This window comes from Gordonia sp. (in: high G+C Gram-positive bacteria), assembly GCF_047606305.1.
Lineage (GTDB): Bacteria > Actinomycetota > Actinomycetes > Mycobacteriales > Mycobacteriaceae > Gordonia.
Genome location: NZ_JASGER010000101.1, coordinates 1 through 25,224, shown reverse-complemented (window position 1 = coordinate 25,224; position 25,224 = coordinate 1). Strand labels below are relative to the sequence as shown.

General features: G+C 69.4%; 18 protein-coding genes. 11 read left to right on the top strand and 7 right to left on the bottom strand.

Annotated features, from left to right (window positions below; genetic code table 11):
* Positions 1-73 precede the first annotated feature (73 nt).
* The 4 genes from metE to QM634_RS13775 all read left to right on the top strand — a co-directional run bounded on the left by metE (position 74) and on the right by QM634_RS13775 (position 5,267).
* On the top strand, positions 74-2,365 hold the full coding sequence (metE, locus tag QM634_RS13790) for a 5-methyltetrahydropteroyltriglutamate--homocysteine S-methyltransferase (RefSeq protein WP_415043349.1): 2,292 nt from the start codon (positions 74-76) through the stop codon (positions 2,363-2,365).
* 186 nt (positions 2,366-2,551) lie between these two features.
* Positions 2,552-2,974 (top strand): hypothetical protein, encoded by a 423-nt coding sequence (locus tag QM634_RS13785; RefSeq protein ID WP_415043348.1) that lies wholly within the window; start codon positions 2,552-2,554, stop codon positions 2,972-2,974.
* Between the two features lie 57 nt (positions 2,975-3,031).
* Positions 3,032-3,718: a hypothetical protein gene (locus QM634_RS13780; RefSeq protein WP_415043347.1), complete on the top strand. Its 687-nt coding sequence runs from the start codon at positions 3,032-3,034 to the stop codon at positions 3,716-3,718.
* A 121-nt stretch (positions 3,719-3,839) separates the two neighbouring features.
* Positions 3,840-5,267, top strand: a complete 1,428-nt coding sequence (locus QM634_RS13775) for an MFS transporter (RefSeq protein ID WP_415043346.1) — start codon at positions 3,840-3,842, stop codon at positions 5,265-5,267.
* Here QM634_RS13775 and QM634_RS13770 read toward each other — a convergent pair.
* The 5 genes from QM634_RS13770 to prpD form a co-directional block, all read right to left on the bottom strand.
* Entirely contained in the window at positions 5,264-5,746 is a 483-nt protein-coding gene (locus QM634_RS13770; RefSeq protein WP_415043345.1) for a hypothetical protein, read from the bottom strand. The two genes, QM634_RS13775 and QM634_RS13770, sit on opposite strands and share 4 nt — an antisense overlap.
* Before the next feature lie 65 nt (positions 5,747-5,811).
* Positions 5,812-9,192: a pyruvate carboxylase gene (locus QM634_RS13765; RefSeq protein WP_415043379.1), complete on the bottom strand. Its 3,381-nt coding sequence runs from the start codon at positions 9,190-9,192 to the stop codon at positions 5,812-5,814.
* A 3-nt stretch (positions 9,193-9,195) separates the two neighbouring features.
* On the bottom strand, positions 9,196-10,320 hold the full coding sequence (locus QM634_RS13760) for a bifunctional 2-methylcitrate synthase/citrate synthase (RefSeq protein WP_415043344.1): 1,125 nt from the start codon (positions 10,318-10,320) through the stop codon (positions 9,196-9,198).
* A 2-nt stretch (positions 10,321-10,322) separates the two neighbouring features.
* Positions 10,323-11,231, bottom strand: coding sequence for a methylisocitrate lyase (gene prpB, locus QM634_RS13755; protein ID WP_415043343.1), 909 nt, complete (start codon positions 11,229-11,231; stop codon positions 10,323-10,325).
* Positions 11,231-12,733 (bottom strand): 2-methylcitrate dehydratase PrpD, encoded by a 1,503-nt coding sequence (gene prpD / locus QM634_RS13750; protein WP_415043342.1) that lies wholly within the window; start codon positions 12,731-12,733, stop codon positions 11,231-11,233. The genes prpB and prpD overlap by 1 nt, the downstream gene beginning before the upstream one ends.
* Before the next feature lie 120 nt (positions 12,734-12,853).
* Between prpD and QM634_RS13745 the strand changes: the two genes are divergently transcribed.
* From QM634_RS13745 to QM634_RS13735, 3 genes are all read left to right on the top strand, one after another.
* Positions 12,854-14,275 (top strand): short-chain fatty acyl-CoA regulator family protein, encoded by a 1,422-nt coding sequence (locus QM634_RS13745; protein ID WP_415043341.1) that lies wholly within the window; start codon positions 12,854-12,856, stop codon positions 14,273-14,275.
* Positions 14,276-14,413: 138 nt separating this feature from the next.
* Positions 14,414-15,043: a DUF3887 domain-containing protein gene (locus QM634_RS13740; protein ID WP_415043340.1), complete on the top strand. Its 630-nt coding sequence runs from the start codon at positions 14,414-14,416 to the stop codon at positions 15,041-15,043.
* Between the two features lie 2 nt (positions 15,044-15,045).
* The gene (locus QM634_RS13735; RefSeq protein ID WP_415043339.1) at positions 15,046-15,360 is read left to right on the top strand and encodes a thioredoxin family protein; all 315 of its coding nucleotides are present in this window, start codon (positions 15,046-15,048) and stop codon (positions 15,358-15,360) included.
* An 85-nt stretch (positions 15,361-15,445) separates the two neighbouring features.
* On the opposite strand, the gene QM634_RS13730 is transcribed toward QM634_RS13735, so the two are convergent.
* The gene (locus QM634_RS13730; protein WP_415043338.1) at positions 15,446-16,648 is read right to left on the bottom strand and encodes a PucR family transcriptional regulator; all 1,203 of its coding nucleotides are present in this window, start codon (positions 16,646-16,648) and stop codon (positions 15,446-15,448) included.
* 124 nt (positions 16,649-16,772) lie between these two features.
* On the opposite strand from QM634_RS13730, the gene QM634_RS13725 reads away from it, so the two are divergent.
* Positions 16,773-18,266 (top strand): flavin-containing monooxygenase, encoded by a 1,494-nt coding sequence (locus QM634_RS13725; protein WP_415043337.1) that lies wholly within the window; start codon positions 16,773-16,775, stop codon positions 18,264-18,266.
* 37 nt (positions 18,267-18,303) lie between these two features.
* Here the strand turns inward: QM634_RS13725 and QM634_RS13720 are convergent, their stop codons facing one another.
* Complete coding sequence (locus QM634_RS13720; RefSeq protein ID WP_415043336.1) at positions 18,304-19,533, bottom strand: acyl-CoA dehydrogenase family protein; 1,230 nt, start codon at positions 19,531-19,533, stop codon at positions 18,304-18,306.
* Positions 19,534-19,611: 78 nt separating this feature from the next.
* Here QM634_RS13720 and QM634_RS13715 point away from each other — a divergent pair, with 78 nt between their 5' ends.
* The 3 genes from QM634_RS13715 to QM634_RS13705 form a co-directional block, all read left to right on the top strand.
* Entirely contained in the window at positions 19,612-20,814 is a 1,203-nt protein-coding gene (locus QM634_RS13715; protein WP_415043335.1) for a serine hydrolase domain-containing protein, read from the top strand.
* Between the two features lie 71 nt (positions 20,815-20,885).
* Positions 20,886-21,305, top strand: coding sequence for a globin (locus QM634_RS13710; RefSeq protein WP_415043334.1), 420 nt, complete (start codon positions 20,886-20,888; stop codon positions 21,303-21,305).
* 76 nt (positions 21,306-21,381) lie between these two features.
* The coding region (locus QM634_RS13705) for an ATP-dependent helicase (protein WP_415043333.1) at positions 21,382-25,224 on the top strand (3,843 nt) is incomplete at its 3' end.

Sequence of the window (25,224 nt, the reverse complement as noted above, 5' to 3'; positions counted from 1 at the left end):
GGGCACGCCGTGCCCCGCGAGGCGGCATCGACCGCCCACCCACCGCATGCGAAAAACCAGGAGCGCTACACACATGTCACAGGCACCGGACTTCACCGCGACGGTCGACGGGACCCCCCGCATCGGCCCGAACCGCGAGCTCAAGCGGGCCATCGAGAGCTATTGGAAGGGCCAGACCGACCGCGCGTCGCTGGAGAAGGTCGCCGCCGGTCTGCGCGCCGACACCACCAAGCAGCTGCGCGACGCCGGCTTCGACTCCATCCCGGTCAACACGTTCTCGTACTACGACCAGATGCTCGACACCGCGATCATGGTCGGCGCGCTGGCGCCCCGCTTCGCGTCGGTCTCCGACGATCTGGACCGCTACTTCGCAGCGGCCCGCGGCACCGCCGATCTCACGCCGCTGGAAATGACCAAGTGGTTCGACACGAACTACCACTACCTGGTGCCCGAGCTGTCGGCCGACACCGCCTACTCGCTGGACGCCACCAAGGTCCTCGCCGAGCTGGCCGAGGCCGGCGGCGCCGACGCCCGCCCGGTCGTGATCGGCCCGATCACCTTCCTGGCGCTGGCCAAGTCGACCGACGACACCAGTCGGTTCGAGAAGATCGACGAGCTCGTCGAGGTCTACGACCAGCTGCTGGGCAAGCTGGCCGAGGCCGGCGCCACCTGGGTGCAGATCGATGAGCCCGCGCTCGTCACCGACATCGTCGACAACGCCGACGAGGTCGCCACCGCGGCCGAGGTCGCCGGCTCGGTCTACGCCCGCCTGTCCGGCGTCGCGAACCGGCCCGCGATCTTCGTCAACACCTACTTCGGCGATCCCGGTGCCACCGTCCTGGAGGCGCTGGCCGGCACCGGTGTCGAGGCCATCGGCGTCGACCTGGTCTACGGCAGCGCCGACACCCTGAAGAAGGTGCCGTCGCTCTCGTCGAAGCTGCTGGTCGCCGGTGTGGTCAACGGCCGCAACATCTGGCGCACCGACCTCGACAAGGCGCTGGCCACCCTGGAGTCGGTGAAGGGCCTGGCGCGCGCCGTCGCGGTCTCGACCTCGTGCTCGACGCTGCACGTGCCGTACTCGCTGGAGCCGGAGACCGAGCTGGACGACAACCTGCGCGGCTGGCTCGCGTTCGCCGCCGAGAAGTTCGGCGAGGTCGCCACGCTGGCCACCGCTCTGAACAAGGGCCGCGACGCGGTCAAGAAGGAGTTCGACGCGTCGGCCGCCGCCCTGGCGACCCGTGCCACCGATCCGCGCGTGAAGGTCGCCGCGGTGCGCGAGCGCCTGGCCGCCGTCTCCGAGGACCAGCTGGCCCGCGGTGAGAGCCAGGCCCGTCTGGCCGCCCAGCAGGAGCGCCTCGGCCTCCCGCTGCTGCCGACCACGACCATCGGCTCGTACCCGCAGACGTCGGCGATCCGCAACGCCCGCGCCGCGCTGCGCAAGGGTGAGATCGACGAGGCCGAGTACAACAACCGCATGCGCTCGGAGATCGACGACGTCATCGAGCTGCAGGAGCAGCTGGGCCTGGACGTGCTGGTGCACGGCGAGCCCGAGCGCAACGACATGGTGCAGTACTTCGCCGAGCAGCTCGACGGGTTCTTCGCCACGCAGAACGGCTGGGTGCAGTCCTACGGCACCCGGTGCGTGCGCCCGCCGATCCTCTTCGGCGACGTCGTCCGGCAGCAGCCGATGACCGTCGACTGGATCACCTACGCGCAGTCGAAGACCAAGAAGCCGGTCAAGGGCATGCTGACCGGCCCGGTCACCATCCTCGCGTGGTCGTTCGTCCGCGACGACCAGCCCGAGAAGGACTCGGCCAACCAGATCGCGCTGGCGATCCGCGACGAGTGCGTGGACCTGGAGAAGGCCGGCATCGGCGTCATCCAGGTCGACGAGCCGGCGCTGCGCGAGCTGCTGCCGCTGCGCGACGCCGACAAGCCGGAGTACCTGAAGTGGGCCGTGGACTCCTTCCGCCTGTCGACGGCGGGCGTGGAGGACACCACGCAGATCCACACGCACCTGTGCTACTCGGAGTTCGGCGAGGTCATCGGCGCGATCGCCGACCTGGACGCCGACGTCACCTCGATCGAGGCGGCCCGCTCGGCCATGGAGGTCCTCGACGACCTCAACGCCGTCGGGTTCAAGAACGGTGTGGGCCCGGGTGTCTACGACATCCACTCCCCGCGCGTCCCCTCGACCGAGGAGATGACCAAGTCGCTGCAGGCCGCGCTCAAGGCCGTGCCGGCCAACCGCCTGTGGGTCAACCCGGACTGCGGTCTGAAGACCCGCGGCAACGAAGAGGTCACCGCCTCGCTGCGCAACCTGGTCGACGCCGCCAAGGCCGTCCGCCCGGCCGCCAAGGCGTAAACCACACGCACGACCACGCGCCCCGCACAGCACCGCTGTGCGGGGCGCTGTCGTGTCCCGGTCCCCGCGTGCACAGCGACGAACGGGGGGAAATCGAGTAGTCACCTACTCTATGGACCACGCCGACCCGCGCCTACCGTCAGCAGGGCAATGCCACCCGGCACATCCCGACGACAGGAATCAGTCATGCCCCCGACAACCAAGCAGACCGCGATCGGCACATCGGCCCTCGTAGCCACGATCTCTGCCGCAGCAGCCACCTTCATCGCCACGCCAACCGCCCTGGCAACGGTCGACAACCTCAGTGTGCAGGCACCGCCGCTCGGCGCCTACGGCACCGGCTGCATGTACAAGATCACGATCAACGCGACGCAAAAATCCACCGTTGCCGTCGACGACCGCGACGCCGCCAACCCGTACAGCGGTCCGTCGACCTACCTCGGCGCATCGCCGGTCCCCTACAACCAGACCGTTGTCATGAATTGGACACCCAAGTTCGCCGGAGTCCGGATTCTGCACGTCAGCGAGGTCAACTCGAACTCCCACAAGGATGTGACGGTGACCGTCAAGAAGGGCTTCGGCACCGGCTCGCTGTGTATGGGGTTGTGACCGTCAACGTCGGTCCACCCGGTGTCGTGCGACCACTCGGGCGATATCCTTCGCCTCATGAGACTGCGACGCCGCTCGGGCGCCCCCGCCGACACCACCGATACCGCCACTGACGCCGCCGCCGTGGGCGACCTGGTCACCGCCGCCGTCGACGATCCGTCGACGTGGGACAAGGCGGTCGACCGATTCACCAAGACGGCGCTGTTCACAGCCAAGGGCATGCGGTGGCTCATCATCGGCATCGTGGCCGCCGCCGCCCTCCTCGGGCTCACCGCCCTCGTCGTGGGAATCATCGCCTGGCATGGTTACGACCACTGGCACCTGCCCGTGGGGATCCTCGTCGTCATCCTGGCGTGCCTGCCGGCGATCCTGCTGCCCTTCTGGGTGCACAAGCGCACGCTGCCGCTCACCGATGCCATCCAGAACCCGAAGGACCTCCTCGCACAGGCCCACCTGTATGCCGCGAACTTCACGACCCGGGCCGATCTCTCGGCGTTCACCTCCGTCGCCAAGAAGAAGGGACGGTTCCGTCCGACTCATCTGTGGAAGATGACGAAGGCGCTGGCGGTCACCACCGAACGCGTGCAGCCCAGCATGCAGACCGAGCCACTGCTGGCCGCGTTCATGCCCGTCTACCTCAAGACCCTGTGGGTGATCGTGCTGATCACCGGTTGGGCACTGGTGGCCGCGATCGCGGTGCTGGTGATCTCGGTGATCGCCCTCGTCGCGGGCTGGACTCCGTAGTCGTCGGGTGCTCCCGCGTCCGGTTGTGAACCTCGGCGCGAGTCGACCGGAGCGGGCCCCGTAGAATTAGTTGCGGCCCGAAACCATCGGGCGATCTCCTTCGCCCGATGGGAAGAAAGCTGTGCCGACCACCCCGACCCGCACGGTCCACCCGACCGCGATCGTGGCCGCGCTGTCCGCCGCCGGCATCGCCGTCTCGCTCATGCAGACGATCATCGTGCCGTTGGTGCCCCGCCTGCCGGAGTACCTGCACACCTCCAACGACAACGCCGCGTGGGCGCTGACCGCGACGCTGCTGACCGGCGCCGTCGCAACGCCGATCGCCGGTCGCCTCGGCGACATGTACGGCAAGCGACTCATCCTCGCCCTGAGCCTGTTGTCGGTGGCCCTCGGTTCCGTGGTGTGCGCCCTGAGCGACCAGCTGCCGCCGTTCCTCGTCGGGCGGGCCCTGCAGGGCGTCGGCATGGGTGCCATCGCCCTGGGCATCAGCATGATGCGCGACAGCCTGCCGCCCGAACGCCTGGGCAGCGGCATCGCCGCGATGAGCGCCTCCCTCGGCGTCGGCGGTGCACTCGGCCTGCCGATCGCCGCGCTGGTCGCGCAGTACGACTGGCACGCGCTGTTCTGGGGTGCCGCGGTGATCACGCTCGTCTGCCTGGTCGCGGTGCTGATCGTCGTACCGGCCTCGCCCGCGCATCGGACCGCCGGCTTCGACTACGTCGGTGCCGTCGGACTCGCCACCGCGCTGACGCTGCTGCTGCTGCCGCTCAGCAAGGGCGCGACGTGGGGCTGGGCGACGCCGCTGACGCTCGGCCTGTTCGCAGGCGCGATCATCGTGTTCGCACTGTGGATCGCGTACGAGCTGCGCCGCGACCATCCGCTGGTCGACCTGCGGACCACCGCCGAACGCACCGTCGCACTCACCAACGGGGCGTCGATGGCCGCGGGTTTCGCCCTCTTCTCGATGTCCCTCATCCCGGTGCAGCTGCTGATGGCACCGGCCGTGACGGGCAACGGCAACGGCCTGTCCATGGTCAAGGCGGGCCTGTTCCTCGCCCCCGGCGGACTGGTGATGTTCGCTTGCTCCAACATCGGCGCACGCGTCTCCCGCGCGTTCGGCCCCCGGTCGTCGCTGGCACTCGGTGCGGCAGTGATGGCCGTGGGCTATCTGATCCAGCTCGTGCTGCTGGTCGCCGACTGGCACATCGGCCCCTGGCACCTGGTCCTGATCACGTGCACGATCTCCGCGGGCATCGGCATCGCCTATGCGGCCATGCCGGCACTGATCATGGGTGCGGTGCCACTGCGCCAGACCGGTGAGGCGAACGGCGTGAACGCGCTGATGCGCTCACTCGGCATGTCGGTGGCGTCGGCGATCGTCGGCATGGTGCTCGCCCACAACGTGGTCACCGTGAAGCTGCCGACGCAGGCGGGCGTGCGCGCACTGGCCTTCCCGTCGAACACCGGCTACCTGATCGCGACGATCGTCTCGCTGGTGGCGTGTGCGGTGTCGGTCGTGTGCGCGTTGGCGCTGCGCCCGGCCCGCTAGGACCAGGACAGCAGGCAGAGCGGACCGACGCGCAGCGCGGCGGAGACCGTCACCGGCGTGGGCGCCGACCACGTCTTCTGCTGGTAGGCGCGAATCGTGCTGAATCCGGCCTTCGTCGGCGTCCAGGCGACGGCGGCGATGCCGTCCTTGGTGGGCTTGGCCCGGCCGATCCGCCGGCTGCCCTTGGCGCCCGGTCGACCGGAGCCGGGGATCTCCCAGAAGACCACCGGCTCGGTCGCGGCGGTGCGACGCGCCTTGTCCGTCGCCGGGTCGGTCGGCGAGGTGTTCGCGGCACGGTTGGCGGGGACGCCGACACGGATCCCGACCTGGTAGGTGCACCCTGTGCCGAGGGTGCCGGAGGAGACGACCTCCGGTGCCCCGAGCGGTTTCGCCGAAGCCTCGGACGTGGTCGACGACGCGGCGAGGACCGCACCGGCAACGCCGACGGAGACGAGGGTGAGACGACTGATCGCTGCCATGGTTCCCGACCCTACCGCTCCCCCGGCACCCGCGCGACCTGCACGGATGCGGGGGACGACCAGGGCTAACTCAGTTCGACGATGAGATCGCCGCCGTGTGCTGCGGCGTGCGATCCGAGCGGCAGCGCGGCCACGGTGCCCGCGCGCGGCGCGGTGATGGTGGACTCCATCTTCATCGCCTCGATGGTGCCGATCGGATCACCGGCGGCGACGCTGTCGCCGACCGAGACCTTGATGGCGACCGCACCGTCGAACGGCGCACCGATGTGACGCGGGTTCTGCGGATCGGCCTTCGCCGCGGCCGTCGGCGCGTCGGCGACCGACTTGTCGCGCACGACGACCGAGCGCAGCTGCCCGTTGACGGTGCACATGACCGTGCGCTCGCCGTTCTCGTCGACGTCGCTGACCGCGGCCAGTCCGATGGTGCGCTCCACGCCGGGTTCCAGCTCGACGCGCTCCTCCACACCGGCCCGCAGGCCGTAGAGGAAGGCGTTGGCCGACAGTCCCGAGGTGTCGCCGTACTTCTCGCGGTGCTCCGCCAGGTCCTTGGTGGGGCCCGGGAACAGCAGCCGGTTGAGCGTCTCGCGACGCGCCGTTCCGGGCTGCGCCAGCACCTTGCGGTCCGCCGCGCTCACCTCCTCGGTGGGCGGCGCGTCACCGCGGCCCTTGAGGACCTCGCTGCGCAGCGGCTCGACCCATCCGGCGGCGGGGGTGCCCAGCTCGCCGCGGAAGAAGCCGATCACCGAGTCGGGGATGTCGTAGGCCTGCGGGTTCGCCGCGAACTCATCGGCGGTGACGCCCTTGGCGACGAGCGTCAAAGCGAGATCGCCCACGACCTTCGACGACGGCGTGACCTTGACCAGGCGGCCGAGCATCCGATCGGCGCCCGCGTAGGCGTCCTCGATGAGCTCGAACTGGTCGGCCAGGCCCAAGGCCGCGGCCTGCTGGTACAGGTTCGACAGCTGCCCGCCGGGGATCTCGTGCTGGTACACGCGCCCGGTCGGCGGGTGCTGGCCGACGTCGAAGGGGGCGTACACCTTGCGCAGCGCCTCCCAGTACGGCTCAAGTGCCAGCACGTTGCCCAGGTCCAGGCCGGTGGCGCGCTCGGTGCCGTCAAAAGCGGCGACGATCGCCGACAGCGACGGCTGGCTCGTCGATCCGGAGAGCGGGGCGCTCGCGCCGTCGATGGCGTCGGCACCGGCCTGCACCGCGGCCAGATAGGTGGCGAGCTGCCCGCCGGCGGTGTCGTGGGTGTGCACGTGCACCGGCAGGTCGAAGTTCTCGCGCAGCGCCGCGACCAGGGTCGTGGCGGCCGGCGGCCGGAGCAGGCCGGCCATGTCCTTGATCGCGATGATGTGGGCGCCGGCCTTGACGATCTCCTCGGCCAGGCGCAGGTAGTAGTCGAGGGTGTAGAGGTCCTCGTCCGGGTTGGAGAGGTCGCCGGTGTAGCAGAGCGCGACCTCGGCGACGGTCTTCCCCTGCTCCAGGACGGCGTCGATCGCCGGACGCATGGCGTCGACGCTGTTGAGCGCGTCGAAGATGCGGAAGATGTCGATGCCGGTGCGCGCGGCCTCCTCGACGAAGGAGGTGGTGACGATCGTCGGGTACGGCGTGTAACCGACCGTGTTCTTGCCGCGCAGCAGCATCTGCAGGCAGATGTTCGGCATCGCGGCGCGCAGCTTCTCCAGCCGCTCCCACGGGTCTTCCTTGCAAAAGCGCAGCGCCGTGTCATAGGTGGCGCCGCCCCAGCACTCGACCGAGAACAGCTGCGGGGTGAGGGAGGCGACGTACGGCGCCACGCGGACCAGTCCGCTGGTCCGCAAACGGGTCGCCAGCAGGGACTGGTGGGCGTCGCGGAAGGTCGTCTCGGTGACGCCGACCGCGTCCTGGTTGCGCAGCACGGAGGCGAACCCGGCCGGCCCGAGGTCGCGCAGGCGATCGGCACTGCCGGGTGCCGGCTCGGTGAGGGTGAGCCCGGCGAGCTTCTCGCGCGGCCGGATCACCGTCGCGGGGCGCTCGTACTCGCGGTTGATCGTGATGTCGGCCAGCAACTCGAGCAGGTTCGCCCACTTGGCGTCCGAAGGGTGGCTGACCAGCAGCTCGGGGTGGTCGGCAATGAAGCCGGTGGTCACCGCGCCGGCGACGAACTCCTCGTTGGACAGCAACGACAGCAGGAACTCGATGTTCGTCGAGACACCACCGATGCGGAACTCGCCCAGCGCGCGGCGGGCGCGGGTCAGGGCCGCCGCGCGAGTCTTGCCGCGACAGGTCACCTTCACCAGCATCGAGTCGAAATAGCCGGAGATCTCCGCACCCAGGTAGGTGCCGCCGTCGATGCGGACGCCCGCACCGCCCGGCGACCGGTAGGTGGTGATCGTGCCGGTGTCCGGCCGGAAGTCGTTGGCCGGGTCCTCGGTGGTGATGCGGCACTGCACGGCGAATCCGTGCGTCTCGATCTGGTCCTGCGTGATGCCGAGCTCGGGCAGGGTCGCGCCCGCGGCGATCTGCAGCTGCGCGGCGACCAGGTCGACGTCGGTGATCTCCTCGGTGACCGTGTGCTCGACCTGGATGCGCGGGTTCATCTCGATGAACACGTAATGCCCGTCGGGGGCCAGGAGGAACTCGACGGTGCCGGCGCCGCAGTATCCGATCGCCTTGGCGAAGGCGACGGCGTCGTTGCAGATCGCGGCGCGCAGCTCCGGGTCGAGATCCGGCGCGGGAGCCTGCTCGACGACCTTCTGATGGCGGCGCTGGACGCTGCAGTCGCGCTCGTAGAGGTGCACGACGTTGCCGGCCGAATCACCGAGGATCTGCACCTCGATGTGCCGCGGCGACGGGACCGCCTGCTCGATGAACACCGTGCCGTCGCCGAAGGCCGACTCGGCCTCGCGGGACGCCGCGGCCAGTGCCTCGGGCAGCTCCTCGGCGGTGTCGACGTGGCGCATGCCGCGCCCGCCGCCGCCGGCGACGGCCTTGACGAAGAGCGGGAACCGCATCTTCTTGCCGGCCTCGGCGAGTGCTTCCAGATCGGTGCTCGGGTCGGTGGACTCGAGCACCGGCACGCCCGCCTTGCGGGCGGTCGCGACGGCCGTGGCCTTGTTGCCGGTCCAATCCAGGACGTCGGCGGGCGGGCCGACGAAGGTCAGCCCCGCCTCGTCGCACGCGCGCGCCAACCCGGGGTTCTCCGAGAGGAACCCGTATCCGGGGTAGATCGCGTCGGCACCGCACTCGCGGGCCACCTCGATGATCGCGTCGATGTCCAGGTAGGCGCGGACCGGATGGCCCGGCTCCCCGATCTGGTACGACTCGTCGGCGGCGTTGCGGTGCAGTGAGTTGCGATCCTCATACGGATAGATGGCAACGGTCTGCAGGCCGAGCTCGCGGCACGCGCGAATGGCGCGTACCGCGATCTCGGACCTGTTGGCGACAAGGACCTTGTGCACGATGGATCAGGCCTTCTTGGGCACTTCGCGCTGGGGTTCCCCGTTGTACGCGCTCAACGGCCGGATCAGCGCGTTGGACGCGGTCTGCTCGATGATGTGCGCGGTCCAGCCGGTCACGCGGGCCATCACGAAGATCGGCGTGAACACACCGATGTCGAAACCCATCAGGTGGTAGGCCGGTCCGGTCGGGAAGTCCAGGTTCGGCTTGATCCCGGTGCGGTCGTCCATCTGCTTGGCCAGCTCGTCGTAGATGCCCAGCCACTTGGTCTCGCCGAGGTGCTCGGAAACGCGGACCAGCGCCTCGTGCATCGTCGGGACGCGCGAATCGCCGTTCTTGTAGACACGGTGGCCGAAGCCCATGATCTTCTCTTTGTTCGCCCGCTTGGCGTCGAGCCACTCGGTGACCCGCTCGGGGCGGTCGATGTCGATCATGTCGTGCATGACGGCCTCGTTGGCACCGCCGTGCAGCGCACCCTTGAGGGCGCCGACGCCGGCGGTGACGGCGCTGTAGATGTCCGACGTCGTCGAGGTGACCACCCGCGAAGCGAAGGTCGAGGCGTTGAAGCTGTGCTCGGCGTACAGGATGCAGGACTGGTTGAACGCGTCGACGATGACCTTGTCGGGCACCTTGCCGAAGCTCATGTAGAGGAAGTTCTCGGCGTAACCGAGCTTCTCGTCGGGGGCGATGGGCTTCTCCCCGCGGCGACGTCGCATGTCGGCGGCCACGATGGTCGGCAGCACCGCGAACATGCGCTCGGCCTTGTCCAGGTTGGCCTCCTGCGAGGGGTCGTCCTCCTTGGGGTCCTGGGTGCCCAGGAAGCTGATCATCGTGCGGCAGACGTCCATCGGGTGGCAGTTGTCCGGGATCCGGTCGAGGACCTCCTGCGCCGTCTTGTCCAGCTTGCGGTGGGCGCGCTCGTTCTTCTCGAACTCGGCCAGCTGCTTGGCGTTCGGCAGCTCACCGTGCCAGAGCAGGTACGCGACCTCCTCAAAGCTGCAGTTCTTCGCCAGGTCCTGCACCGCGTAGCCGCGGTAGGTCAGCGAGTTAGTCTCCGGGACGACCTTGGAGATGGCGGTGTAGTCGACGACGACGCCGGCCAGGCCCTTGTAGATCTTCGGTTCTTCACTCATGGTCATGCTCCTGGGATCTGGAAGTTGAAGGTGGCTGAATCGAACTCGTTGTACTCCGGGTAGCGGAGCAGCTCGTAGAGGCGCGAACGGTGCTGCATCCCGTCGAGCAGACCCTCCTGGGTGCCCTTCTCGGAGATCTCGCGCAGCCCGGCCTCGACCGCGCCCATCGCGATCCGCAGCGTCGTCACCGGGTAGATGACGGCGTTGTACCCCAGATCCTGCAGCTGCTGGGCGGTGATGAGGTCGGATTTGCCGAACTCGGTCATGTTCGCCAGCAGCGGGATGTCGACCGCCTTGCGGAACTTCTCGAACTCGCCGGCGTCGGCCAGCGCCTCGGTGAAGATCAGGTCGGCACCGGCGTCGACGTAGGCCTTGGCCCGGTCGATCGCCGAGTCGATGCCCTCGATGGCGCGGGCGTCGGTGCGGGCGCAGATGACGAAGTTCTCGTCGCGGCGGCCCTCGACGGCGGCGCGCAGCCGCTTGACCATCTCGCCGGTCTCCACCACGGCCTTGCCGTCGAGGTGGCCGCAGCGCTTCGGGTTGACCTGGTCCTCCAGGTGGCAGCCCGACAGGCCGGCGTCCTCGAGCTGGGCGATGGTGCGCGCGGCGCTCATCGGCTCACCGAAGCCGGTGTCGGCGTCGATCAGTGACGGCAGATTGGTCGCCCGGGCGATCTGACCGCCACGGCCGGCCACCTCGGTGAGGGTGGTCAGGCCGATGTCGGGCAGGCCCAGGTCGGCCGAGAGCACGGCGCCGGAGACGTAGACGCCCTCGAAACCGATGTCCTCGATCAGCTTGGCGACCAGCGGGGAGAAGGCTCCCGGCCAGCGCTGGAGCTTGCCCGAGTTGAGTCCGGCCCGCAGGGCCTTGCGCTTGTCGGTGTCGGTGACCGCAGAGGAGAAGAGGTCCATCAGAAGATTCCCTCGCCGACCTTGGGAGCGCGGTCGAGGACCGCCTTCTCGACGACGACGTTCAGCGCGCTCACGCCGCCGGCGGCGATGCCGTCGAGGCCCTCGGCCGCCTCCAGGAAGCGCTTCTGCTCGGCCGGGGCGATGACCCCGCTGGCCAGCTTGGTGAACTTCTGCTTGTACTGCTCCCGGGCGAAGGGGCGGGCGCCCAGCGGGTGGGCGTCGGCGACGGCGAGCTCGTCCTCGATGACGCTGCCGTCCTTCATGGTGATGACCGCACGGGCTCCGAAGGCCTTCTCGTTGGGGTCCTCGCTGTGGTAGCGGCGGGTCCACTCAGGGTCCTCGACCGTGGAGATCTTGTTCCACAGTGCGACGGTGTCGGGGCGGGCGGCGCGCTCGGGGGCGTAGGAGTCCTTGAAGTCCCAGGTGCCGTCCTGCAGGGCCACCGCGAAGATGTACATCACCGAGTGGTCCAGCGTCTCGCGGCTGGCGGTCGGGTCGAACTTCTGTGGGTCGTTCGAACCGGTGCCGATGACCACGTGGGTGTGGTTCGAGGTGTGCAGCACGATCGACTCGATGTCGTCGATGTTGCTGATCTTCTCGCGCATGCGGCGGGCCAGGTCGATCGGAGCCTGGCTCTGGTACTCGGCCGAGTGCTCCTTGGTGTAGCTGTCCAGGATGGCGCGCTTGGGCTCGCCGGCGCCGGGCAGCGGCACGGTGTACTCCGCGTCGGGTCCGTCGAGCAGCCAGGCGATGACGCCGTCCTCGCCCTCCCAGATCGGCGACGGGGCGCCCTCGCCGCGCATCGCACGGTCGACGGCCTCGATGGCGACCTTGCCGGCCAGCGCGGGGGCGTAGGCCTTCCAGCTGGAGATCTCGCCCTTGCGGGACTGGCGGGTGGCGGTCGTCAGGTGCAGGGCCTGGCCGATGGCCTGGTAAATGGTGTCGACGTCGAGGCCGAGCATCGTGCCGATGCCGGCGGCGGCCGACGGGCCGAGGTGGGCGACGTGGTCGATCTTGTGCTTGTGCAGCGAGATGCCGCGCACCAGGTCGATCTGGACCTCGTAGGCCGTGGCGAGGCCGCGGATCAGGTCGTGGCCCGAGCAGCCCTTGTGCTGGGCGACGGCGACCAGCGGCGGGATGTTGTCACCGGGGTGGCTGTACTCGGCGGCCAGGAAGGTGTCATGGAAGTCGAGCTCGCGGACGGCGACGCCGTTGGCCCACGCGGCCCACTCCGGCGAGTAGCCGCCGTTGACGCCGAAGACCTGGGCGCCGGGCTTGGCCGGGTGCTTGAGTGCCTGCTCGCGCGCCGTCGTCGGCGGGCGGCGGTCGACCGAAGCGGCGCTGACCGAGGCGTTGTCGATCACGCGGTTGATGATCATCTCGCGGGTGTCGTCCGGGACCTCCACCGGATCGACGGCCATCTTGGCGATCTTGTAGGCGAGGTGCTCTTCCTTCGGGAAGTCTTCGGCGCTGCGGTGGGTGCGAACCTTGTGATTGATCATGATTCGCACAGTACGCAATGACATATGCCTGGTGAAAGCCCTAGAAGGTGTGTAATTTGCGTATTTCTGGACCACCGGTTGTGATGCTTGTGAACGGTTTCCGGAGTATTGTCTGGTCACATGCCCAAAGCCTTCGCCGGAGCCCGTTTGCGGCGCCTGCGGGAGGAGCAGCGCATCTCCCAGGCCGCGCTCGCCCGCCGCCTCGATCTGTCCACCAGCTACGTCAACCAGCTGGAGAACGGGCACCGCCCGCTGACCATCCCGGTACTCCTGGCCCTGAGCCGGGAGTTCAACCTCGACGCGGAGTACTTCGCCACCGATTCGGACGCCCGACTCGTCGGCGACCTCTCCGAAGCGGCCCAGCACACCGAGTTCGACGGCATCAGCCAACACGAGATCGAGGAGCTCGTCGCGCGCATGCCGCGCGTCGGCAAGGCGATGGTCGGCATGCACCGCCGCCTCGTGGCGGCCACCACCGAGCTGGAGACCTACCGCGCGACCGTCGCGCGCGACGAGGTCGAGGCACCCCGGGCGTCGACCCCGTTCGAGGAAGTCCGCGACTTCTTCTACGACCGCAACAACTACATCCACTCGCTCGACGTGGCGGCCGAGGAGATGTTCACCAACCTCGGCCTGCGCGTCGGCGGGCTCGACGAGCAGCTGGCCGCCGTCCTCGAGCGCGACCACCGCATCACCGTCGCGCTCGCGGATCCGGCCGTGCACGAGACCCCCAAGCGCGTCTACGACCCCGAATCGCGGGTCATCACGCTGGCCCGCCACCTGCGACCGGGCCAGCGCGCCTTCCAACTCGCCACCCAACTGGCCTTCCTCACCCAGGGCGAGGCGATCGATGCGATCGCGACCGGGTCGGACAACATCAGCCCGGAGTCGATCCAGGTGGCCCGTGTCGGCCTGGCCAACTACTTCGCCGGCGCCCTGGTCCTGCCGTACACGCTGTTCGCCACGGCCGCAGAAGAGGCGCGCTACGACATCGAGCTGCTGGGACTGCGGTTCGAGGTCGGTTTCGAGACCGTGTGCCATCGACTGTCGTCACTCCAGCGGCCGAACCAACGCGGGGTGCCGTTCATCTTCGTGCGCACCGATCGTGCCGGGAACATCTCCAAGCGGCAGTCGGCGACGGCGTTCCACTTCTCCCGCGTCGGCGGCAGTTGCCCGCTGTGGGTCGTGCACGACGCGTTCACCACGCCCGGTCGGATCGTGACCCAGGTGTCGGCGATGCCCGACGGGCGCTCCTACTTCTGGCTGGCCCGCACCACCGACGTGCCCATGCAGGGCTATCTGGGATCGCGCAGCGGATTCGCCGTCGGCCTGGGCTGCGACCTGTCCTATGCCGACCGACTCGTCTACTCCACCGGCGTCGACCTCGCCGACCCGCGCACGATGGTGCCGATCGGCGCCGGCTGCAAGGTGTGCGACCGCACGGACTGCGCCCAGCGCGCCTTCCCCCAGCTGGGCAAGCCGATCATCGTCGACGACAACGTCGCCGAGTCGGCGCCCTACCGCTCGCCGAGCGTGCCCTAGATCTCGCCGAGCGTGCCCTAAATCTCGCCGAGCGTGCCCAGAATCTCGTCCAGTGGGCGGTGAATCCCGCCAATCGCGGCAAGCGGTTGTGTAAACACAGACTTTACATACCACCGTTGTAAATGCTACCTTTACGTCATGAGTGATTTGGAACGTGCCGTCGAGGCGGTGGAGCGGCGGGCGCGTGGCCTACGCGCCGCAACCCCTCCGCTCTCCCGCGACAAGGCCATCTCCTTTCTGCACGACGCACACGACCTCGTCGGCGAGGCCGACCGCCTTCTCGGCGACGCTGCGCGGGCCGCCCGCGCGGCCGGATGCACCTGGCAGGACGTCGGCGACGTCGTCGGCACCACCCGCCAAGCAGCCTTTCAGCGTTTCGGCAAACCCATCGACCCCCGAACAGGAGATCCCATGTCCATCACCGCACTCCCCGACGCCGCAGCCAAGGCCGTCGAGCAGATTCGACTGTGGCCCGCTCACGAGTGGGGCTCGATCGTTGCCACTTTCGGCCCCCAGATGGCCGCCGCCTTCCCGGTCGAGGAGGTACCGAATGCCTGGGCCCAGATCGTCGCCCAGGTCGGCGAGCTCGAATCGATCGGCGACGACGCCTACGTCCGCGTCCAGGGCGTCTTCACCGTCGTCGACGTGCCCCTCCAGTTCGAGGCCGGCGAGCTGGTCGGCCGCGTCAGCTACGACGAACAGGGGCGCGTTGCCGGCTTGTACTTCCTCAATCCCGACGCGGTGGCGGCGGAGCAGGAGAAGCCCTGACCGTGGCCCGGCTTGGCGAACTGACGAACTCGACGATCGGCGAGGTGATCCGCAGCCAAGAGCCGGTGCTCGTCGACTTCTGGGCATCGTGGTGCGGGCGCTGCACGGCTTTCGCGCCCGTGCTCGCCGAGTTCGCCGCCGAGCACGACCTGCAGATTCGAACGGTCAACGCCGACCACGAGTCGGGCCTTGTCGCCACGTACGGCGTCACCGGCCTGCCCACGCTCCTGCTGTTCGACGGCGGCAAGGTCGTCAAGACCCTGCGCAATGTGGCGACAAAGCAGGAACTCGAAGACGCGCTCGCCGAGTACCTCTAGTCGACCGCCCACTCGGCGAGATTTACTCGCCCACTCGGCGAGATTCATCGCCCACTCGGCGAGAAACTGCGCCCACTCGGCGAAGTCAGTCCTGCCAGTGCCGGATCTCGAGCGCGGCCGCCACGGCGATCGCATTGCGCGACAGCCCGCCCGGCAACAGCTCCTCGGCGCGGGCCAGGCGTCGCACGACCGTGTTGCGGTGCGTGAAGAGCCGGGCGGCCGTCGCCGTCGAATTGCACTGCTCGTCGAACCAGACCCGCATGCATTCGCGCAGGTCGGGGTCGGCGGCGGCCAGCTCGCCGAGCGTCTGTTGCACGAAGTCGTCGACGATTTGCCGGTCGTCGCTCAGTGCGCCGATCAGCGCGAGCTCGTCATAGCGCACGACTCGGCGCGCCGATCCGAGCCCGACGAGCGTCTGGTCGGCCGACAGTGCCTGGAAGTGACTGCGCCGGAAGCCCTCCCGACCGACGCCGGGGAGGCCGATGGCCACGCGGATGCCCTCGGGCACCTGCGCCTCGTCGACGTCGAGCCGATCGCCCGGGAACCACACCCACAGCCGATCGACCCCGGCGAGCACGGTCAGTCTGCGGTCGAGGCCACTGGCGGCCATGATCGCATCGCACACCGCCTCCAGTCGCCGCATCGGCATCCCGGTCCCGCTGAGGACCACGGCGGTCTGCGGACCGGTCAGCCGGTAGTTCAGCTGCGACTCGGCGCGGGCGTCGTCGATCGGCGCGCCCTCCAGGACCAGCGCCACGGCCGCACGACGCTCGGCGTGGGTGTCGCCGATCAATTGGGCCCGCGCGACCGCGATCTGCTCGGCCAGGGCGGTCACCGTGTCGTCGAGGAAGGTGCCGATGGACTGCGATGTCACGTCGAGCACCTCGCGAAGCACGTCGAGGTCGTCGGTCAGCATGAAGCAGACCTCCATCCAACGCCGCCACGCGACGGACTGGGCGGTCCGGAAGGCGTCGAGCATGCCCGAGTCCAGTCCGCGCCGGACCATCTCGCGCACCATCGCGGCGCCGTCGTCGATCACGCGGATGGGCACGCGCGCGCCCGGGGACTCGACGTTGTGCTGCGCCCACTGCGCGAGGTTGGCCATGTTGGTGCCGACCAGCGCGTCCACCAGGGTCCGGTCCCCGGCGATCTCGTCGAGCCGCACGCCGCGCAGCGCCGCGGAGTTGAAGTCGTCGATCCACTCCTTCGGCGGGTCGAGCACGAGTCGCGCGCCGGCCACGATCACCTCGGCCGCCGCCGGCGACGGAGCAGGCCAGTCCTCATCCATCCGCCCATTATGCACCTTGAGATACCACTATCTGGTGCAGATCGACCTTGTGCCCGACGGCGCCCACCGACGACCATTGATGTCAACGATCATTGACACGATCACCCAGCCCCAGGAGAACCACATGACCACCGCAGCCACCCGCACCGACGTCGACTACGACGTCGTCATCATCGGCGCCGGCATCTCCGGCATCGGCGCCGCGCACTACCTGCGCACCGAGCACCCGGAGAAGTCCTTCGCCATCCTCGAGTCACGCGACCAGATCGGCGGCACCTGGTCGCTGTTCAAGTACCCGGGCCTGCGGTCCGACAGCGACCTGCACACCTTCGGCTACGAGTTCAAGCCGTGGACCGACAACCAGGCCATCGCCGACGCGCCGCGCATCCTCGACTACCTGCACGAGGCCGTCGCCGACGACGACCTCCAGGACACGATCGTGTTCAACCGCCGCGTGACCGCGGCGAACTGGTCCGAGGCGAAGCAGGCGTGGGAGCTGACCGTCGCCCCCACCGATTCGAAGAAGAAGCCGCAGACCATGACCGCGCGGTGGATCTTCTCGGGCACCGGCTACTACAACTACGACCAGGGTTACCGCCCCGAGTTCCCCGGCGAGAAGTCCTTCAAGGGCACCATCGTCCACCCGCAACACTGGCCCGAGGACCTGGACTACAAGGGCAAGAAGGTCGTGGTCATCGGCAGCGGCGCGACCGCCGTCACCCTCATCCCGTCGATGTCCCACGACACCGAGCACATCACGATGCTGCAGCGCACGCCGAGCTACATCATCCCGCTGCCGCGCGAGGACGTCGTGGCCAACGCGCTGAAGAAGACCCTCGGTGACAAGCGCGGCTACAAGGTCAGCCGGCAGAAGAACATCCTGCAGCAGAAGGTCATGTACCAGTTCTGCCAGCGCTTCCCGAAGACCGCTCGCAAGGTGATCCGCCAGGTCAACGCGAGCCAGCTGCCCAAGGACTTCGACGTCGACACGCACTTCAACCCGCCGTACAACCCGTGGGACCAGCGACTGTGCGTGGTGCCCGACGCCGACCTGTACAAGGAGGTCCGGGCGGGTCGGGCGACGATCGTGACCGCGAACATCAAGACCTTCGACGCGACCGGCATCGAACTGACCGACGGCTCGCACCTGGACGCGGACATCATCGTCACCGCGACCGGTCTGAACCTGCAGCTGTTCGGCGGCATGCAGCTGTCGATCGACGGCACGCCGGTCGACCCGTCGGAGAAGGTCGCCTACCGCGGCGCCATGCTCTCGGACGTGCCGAACTTCATGCTCGCGATCGGCTACACCAACTCGTCGTGGACCCTGAAAATCGGGCTGCTCTGCGAGTGGTTCTGCCGCACGCTGTCCCACATGGACGCCGCCGGGTACACCTCGGTGCGCCCGGTCGCACCGAAGGGCATGGACACCCGGCCGCTGCTGGACTTCGACGCCGGCTACGTCAAGCGCGCCATCGACATGCTGCCCAAGCAGGGCACGGTCGACCCGTGGAAGACCACGATGGCCGTCTCCCACGACGTGAAGAACCTGCGCAAGGGCCCCGTCGACGACGGCTTCCTGCTCTACGAGAAGCCGAAGGTCCCCGCCGGGGTCTGATCCCCGCCGATCCCCCGACGAAGGGGATGCCGCGCGCTCAGTCGCGCAGCAGGCCCTTCGCCACATGGGTCACCTGGATCTCGTTGGACCCGGCGTAGATCATCAGCGACTTCGCGTCGCGGGCGAGCTGCTCGACGCGGTACTCGGCCATGTAACCGTTGCCGCCGAACAGCTGGACGGCCTCCATGGCGACGTCAGTGGCCGCGCGCGAGGAGTACAGCTTCATCGCCGACGCCTGGGCGAGCGTAGGCGGCTTGCCCGCCTTCATCGCCTCCATCGCGACGAAGAGCATGTTCTGCACGTTGATGCGCGCGACCTCCATCTCGGCCAGCTTGAGCTGGATGAGCTGGAACTGGGCGATCTCCTGGCCCCACAGCTTGCGGTTCTTGGCGTAGTCGACCGACAGGCGCAGGCACTCGTTGATGATGCCCAGCGACAGGGCCGCGATGCCGATCCGCTCGACGGTGAAGCCGGCCTTGGCGCTGTCGCCGCCGCGCTTGTCGCCGCCGGTGTCCTCGGTCTCGCCGAGCAGGCGGTCGGCCGAGAGCTTCACGTTGTCGAAGAACAGCTCGCCGGTCGGCGAGCTCATCATGCCCATCTTCTTGAACGCCTTGCCCTGGGTGAGGCCCTCCATGCCCTTGTCGAGCACGAAGGTGAGGACCTTGCGGTCGCGCATCGGGGTGTTGTCACCCTCGTCGAGCTTGGCGAAGACGACGATGGTGTCGGCGTACGGGCCGTTGGTGATGAAGGTCTTCTGCCCGTTGAGGACGTACCCGCCGTCGCCGTCGCGGCGCACGTAGGTCTTCATGCCGCCCAGGGCGTCCGAGCCGCTGTCGGGCTCGGTGATCGCCCACGCGCCGACCTTCTCCATGGTGACCAGCTCGGGGAGCCAGCGCTTCTTCTGGGCGAGCGTGCCGCGCGAGCGGATGGTCGAGACGGTCAGACCCATGCTGACGCCCATCGACCCGATCAGGCCCAGGCACACGCCGGCGAGCTCCATGTTGAGGATCATCATCATCGACGACGCCAGCGTCGACGAGCCGCCGCCCTTCTTCTTGGTCTCCCCGGATTCCTCGGCGGCGAGCTCCTTCTCGAGCTGGTCGGCGTTCATCTGGTCGACGCCGAAGGTCTTGAGCAGCTTGCGCGTGATGTCGTACGGCGGGAGCTGGCCGGTCTCCAGCTCGTCGATGTGCGGGCGGATCTCCTTGTCGATGAACGAGCGCAGCGCGTCGCGCACCATGAGATCTTCGTCGGACCATTCGAACATTGCGCCTCCAGGCTGTCGATCAGTAGAACGTGTTCTAGTTGTCAGGCATTGTGCCAGGCGTCACTACTGTTGGTGGGCATGGATGACCTTTCCGCCCTCACCGACGTCGGCGACGAGGAGGCCGCACGCGGCGAACTCGGCGCCGTCGAGGCGATCTGGAACGCGGCGCTGGACTGGTATCGCGCCGGCCAGCAGCCCGCCCTTCAGGTCTGCGTGCGACGCGGCGGACGGACGGTGCTGAACCGTGCCGTCGGCCACGCGTGGGGCGCCGGCCCGTCGGACCCGCCCGACGCCGAGCAGATCCCCGTGTCGGTGGACACGCCGTTCTGCTGCTACTCGACCGGCAAGGCCCTGGCCGCGACGATCGCGCACCTGCTCGTCGAGCGGGGCGTGTGGAGTCTGAGCGACCGGGTCACCGACTACCTGCCCGAGTACGGCGCTCACGGCAAGGGCCGCACGACGATCGACCACGTCCTCACCCACCGCGCCGGCGTGCCGGTGGTGAACGGCTCCTCCCCCGACCCCCGCCGGATGCGCGAGAGCGAGTACGCGCGGTCGATGCTGCGCGAGCTGCGGCCGGTCTACCCGCCGGGCACCGTGCACCTCTACCACGCACTGACCTGGGGCCCGTTGATGCGCGAGCTGGTGCTCGCCGCCACCGGCCGCAGCATTCGCGACATCGCCGCCGACGAGATCCTCGACCCGCTCGGCTTCGGCTGGACCAATTTCGGCGTCAAGGACTGGCAGGTGCCGCAGGTCGCGCCCAGTCACGCCACCGGGGCGTCGAGCTCGGCGTTCATGGACTCGGTCTTCGCCAAGGCCGTCGGCGGGACGATGTACGACATCATCCCCATCTCCAACAGTCCCGAGTACCTCACCGACGTCATCCCGTCGTCGAATCTGGTCTCCACCGCCGACGAGCTGTCCCGCTTCGCCGAGTTCCTGCGCCGCGGCGGCGAGCTGAACCACCTGAGGGTGCTGGACCCCGGCACGATCGAGCGCGCCACCCGGCAGCGCCGCCGACTGCGGCCGGATGCGGCCACCGGCGGGGTGCCGCTGCGATGGGGCACCGGCTACATGCTCGGTTCCAAGCGCTTCGGGCCCTTCGGAGCCGGCTCGGAGCACGCCTTCGGGCACACCGGCCTGACGCAGGTGGCGATGTGGGCCGACCCGTCGCGCGACCTCGCGGTGGGCATCGTGAGCTCGGGCAAGCCCGTCAGCGGCAACGACCCGAAGCTCTATGCCGATCTCGCGTCGACGATCAACCGCGCGCTGGACTGAGCCGCGGTCGGCCAGGGCCCAAAGTCCCTGCACCCTTCGGTCGCCGCGGTGGCCGGTGGCACGATGACGCCATGGCAGCCCCCCGGCCGGACGACAGCGCCGTCGCCCGCTCCCTCGAGTTGTACGAGGACAAGCTCGGCAACCCCACCGAGGCGATCTACCGGCGCCTCTACGCCGTCCACCCCGACGCGCAGGAGATCTTCGCCGGTGACACCTACATCCCCAAGCGCATGATGGCGGGCATCTTCGAGACCGTCATCGACCTCGCCGAGGGCACCATCGACCCGGCCTACACCGCGACCTGGGTGCCCGACCACGTCGCCGCCGAGGTGAGCCGCCCCATGATCGCGACCATGTTCGACGCCGTCGTCGACGAGATCCGCGAGGGCCTCGGCGACGACTGGGACGCCGACATGCAGGCCGATTGGGACCGGGTGATGGCGACCTGGCAGCCGGTCGTCTGGGCCAAGCTCGACGAGCTGGGCGAATAGACCTGGCCCACCCTCGCAGCCAGGGATCCTTGTCGTAGCAGATTGCCCTGTCCGACCTTTCGGGAACAATGGAGCGGTGTCCGCCACCGATGTGCTCGACCGGTTCTCGGCGCCCACCCGGGCCTGGTTCACCGGTTCCTTCGCGGCGCCCACACCCGCGCAGGTCGGCGCGTGGAACTCCATCGCCGACGGCGAGCACACCCTGGTCATCGCACCGACCGGTTCCGGCAAGACGCTGTCGGCCTTCCTGTGGGCGATCGACCGGCTGGCGACCACACCGACCGCGTCGCCGCGGCGCACCAAGGTCCTGTACATCTCCCCGCTCAAAGCCCTCGCCGTCGACGTCGAGCGGAACCTGCGCGCCCCGCTGGCGGGCATCGCCGCGGCAGCGACCTCGATCGGGTCGCCCGCGCCCGAGATCACCGTCGGCATCCGGTCCGGCGACACCTCGACCGCCGATCGCCGCCAGTTGGTGCGCAACCCGCCCGACATCCTGATCACCACGCCCGAGTCGCTGTACCTGATGCTGACCTCGTCGGCCCGCGAGACGCTGACCGGCGTCGACACCGTGATCGTCGACGAGGTGCACGCGGTCGCCGGCACCAAGCGCGGCACGCACCTCGCGCTGTCCCTCGAGCGCCTCGACGCCCACCTCGCCCGACCCGCACAGCGCATCGGGCTGTCGGCGACGGTCCGCCCGCCCGAGGCGGTCGCCGGATTCCTCGGCGGCGCCGGGACCTGTCGGATCGTCGCTCCCCCGGCTGCGAAGACCTTCGAGATGCGCATCGACGTGCCGGTGCCGGACATGGCCAACATCCCCCTCGTCAACGACGTCGACCAGGGCGATGACGCCACGTCGCCCACCGCCGGCTCGATCTGGCCCGCCATCGAACGGTCGATCGCCGACCAGATCCTGGCGAACCGCGCCACCATCGTCTTCGCCAACTCGCGCCGACTAGCCGAGCGGCTGACCGCGGCGCTCAACGAGATCCATGCGCGTGACCTCGGCTTCGGCGGCGACGACCAGCTGCGCAACGACCAGAACCCCGGCGGGAAGCCGTCGGCGATCAGCACCCTCGACACCCCGGTCGTCCCCGTCGACGCACCGGTGTTGGCGCGCGCCCACCACGGCTCGGTTAGCAAGGAGCAGCGCGCCCAAATCGAGGACGACCTGAAGTCCGGCCGACTGCGCTGCGTCGTCGCGACCAGCTCCCTCGAGCTGGGCATCGACATGGGCGCGGTCGACCTGGTCATCCAGGTCGAGTCGCCGCCGTCGGTGGCCAGCGGCCTACAGCGCATCGGCCGCGCCGGGCACCAGGTCGGCGAGATCAGCCGCGGTGTCCTCTACCCCAAGCACCGCACCGATCTCATCCACACGACGGTCGCCGCCGCCCGGATGCGCGACGGGCTGATCGAGGAGCTGTCGATTCCCGCCAACCCGCTCGACGTGCTCGCCCAGCAGACGATCGCCGCGGCCGCCGTCGACGACCTCGACGTCGACGACTGGTTCGACACCGTCCGCCGCGCCGCGCCGTATCGGGAGCTCGGCCGCGACGTCTACGAGGCGACCCTCGATCTGATCTCCGGGCGCTTTCCGTCCGAGGAGTTCGCCGAGCTGCGCCCGCGCGTCACGTGGGACCGGGTGGCGGGCACGCTGACCGGTCGGCGCGGCGCGCTGCGCCTGGCGGTCACCTCCGGCGGCACCATCCCCGACCGCGGGCTGTTCGGCGTCTTCCTCGCCGGCGACGACGAGGGGCCGCGGCGCGTCGGCGAACTCGACGAGGAGATGGTCTACGAGTCCCGCGTCGGCGACGTGTTCGCGCTGGGCGCCTCCAGCTGGCGCATCGCGGAGATCACCCACGACCGCGTGCTCGTCACCCCCGCGCCGGGCATGCCCGGCCGCCTGCCGTTCTGGATCGGCGACGCCGTCGGCCGCCCCGCCGAGCTGGGTGAGGCCATCGGCGAGTTCACCGGCCGGGTCGCGAACGCGACGTCGACCGCGGAGGCCGTCGCCGAGGTCGCCGCCTCCCCCGACCTCACTCTGACCGACTTCGCCCGGGCGAACCTCACAACGCTGATCGACGAGCAGCGCGCGGCGACCGGCACGGTGCCCACCGACCGCACGCTCGTCGTCGAACGGTTCCGCGACGAACTCGGCGACTGGCGGGTCATCCTGCACTCGCCCTACGGCCTGCGCGTCCACGCCCCCTGGGCCAGCGCGATCTCCAACCGGCTGAAGACGACTCTCGGCCTGGAGGGCGCGGTCAGCGCCGCCGACGACGGGATCGTCGTGCGCCTGCCGGACACCGACGACACCCCGCCGGGACCCGAGGTGTTTCTGATCGACCCCGACGACATCGAGTCGATGGTCACCGACGCGCTCGGCGACTCGCCGCTGTTCGCCGCCCGCTTCCGCGAGTGCGCGGCCCGCGCGCTCCTGTTGCCGCGGCGCGACCCGGGCAAGCGGTCGCCACTGTGGCAGCAACGCCAGCGCAGCGCGCAACTGCTCGGGATCGCCTCCCGCTACCCGGACTTCCCGATCGTGCTCGAGGCGGTGCGCGAGTGCCTGCAGGACGTCTACGACCTGCCCGCCCTGCAGGACCTCCTGACCCGCATCGCCCGTCGCCAGGTCCGCTTGGCCGCGGTCGAGACGCCGAGCGCGTCACCGTTCGCCGCGTCGCTGCTGTTCGACTACATCGGCGCCTATATGTATGCGGACGACGTGCCCGTCGCCGAGCGGCGGGCCGCGGCCCTGTCCCTGGACACCGCGCTGCTCGCCCAGCTCCTGGGTCGCCTGGACCTGCGCGAACTGCTCGACGACGACGTCATCGCGGAGGTCGTGGCCCGGCTACAACGGCTCGACCCGACGCGCCGGGCCCGCGACGGGCAGGACGTCGCCGACCTGCTGCGCTGGTTGGGCCCGTTGTCCGAGGAGGAGATCGCGCAGCGGTACCGCGGTGACGAACCGATCGCGGACATCCTGGACGCTCTGCGCGGACAGATCATCCCGGTCACGCATCGGGGGCGGTTTCTGTGGGCGGCGGTCGAGGACGCCGGCCGCCTGCGCGACGGACTCGGCATTGCGCTGCCGCCGGGCGTGCCGGTGGCCTTCGCCGAGCCCACCGACGATCCGGTCGGCGACCTCGTCGGTCGCTACGCCCGCACGCACGGCCCGTTCACGAGTGTCGAGGCCGCCACCGCCCTCGGGCTGCCGCCCGCCGTCGTCACCGACACCCTCTCGCGCCTGGCCGGGTCGCGGCGCGTCATCGAGGGCGAGTTCGTCCCCGGCGGCGAGTCGTCGCAGTGGTGCCATCCCGATGTGCTCGGACAGATCCGGCGCGGCTCGCTCGCGGCCACCCGCGACGCCATCGCCCCCGTCGACCACCCGAGCTTCGCCCGCTTCCTGCTCGACTGGCAGCACGTCGGCGCCGACCGCCGGTTGCGCGGAGTCGACGGCGTGGCCACCGTCGTCGACCAGTTGGCCGGCGTGCCGATCCCCGCGTCGGCGTGGGAGTCGCTCGTCCTGCCCGGCCGGGTCGCCGACTACGCACCGGCGATGCTCGACGAGCTGCTGTCGGCCGGCGAGGTCGTGTGGTCGGGGCACGGCGCGATCGGCGCGGCCGACGGCTGGGTCGCCCTGCACCCCGCCGACCTCACCGCCGCCACTCTCGCACCTCCGGACGACGTCGAGATGACGAGCACGATGGGCAGTCTCGTCGACGCGTTGACGAAAGGTGGCGCGCAACGGCTTCCGGAGTTGCTGACCGACCTCGACGCTCCCGGCGACGTCACCGATTCGATGTGGGCCCTGGTCTGGGCCGGGCGGGTCGGCAACGACAGCTTCGCGCCGGTGCGCGCGCTGCTGGCCCATCGCGGCACGACTGCCAAGCGCGCCGCCCCCAGCCACCGGTCGCGGCGC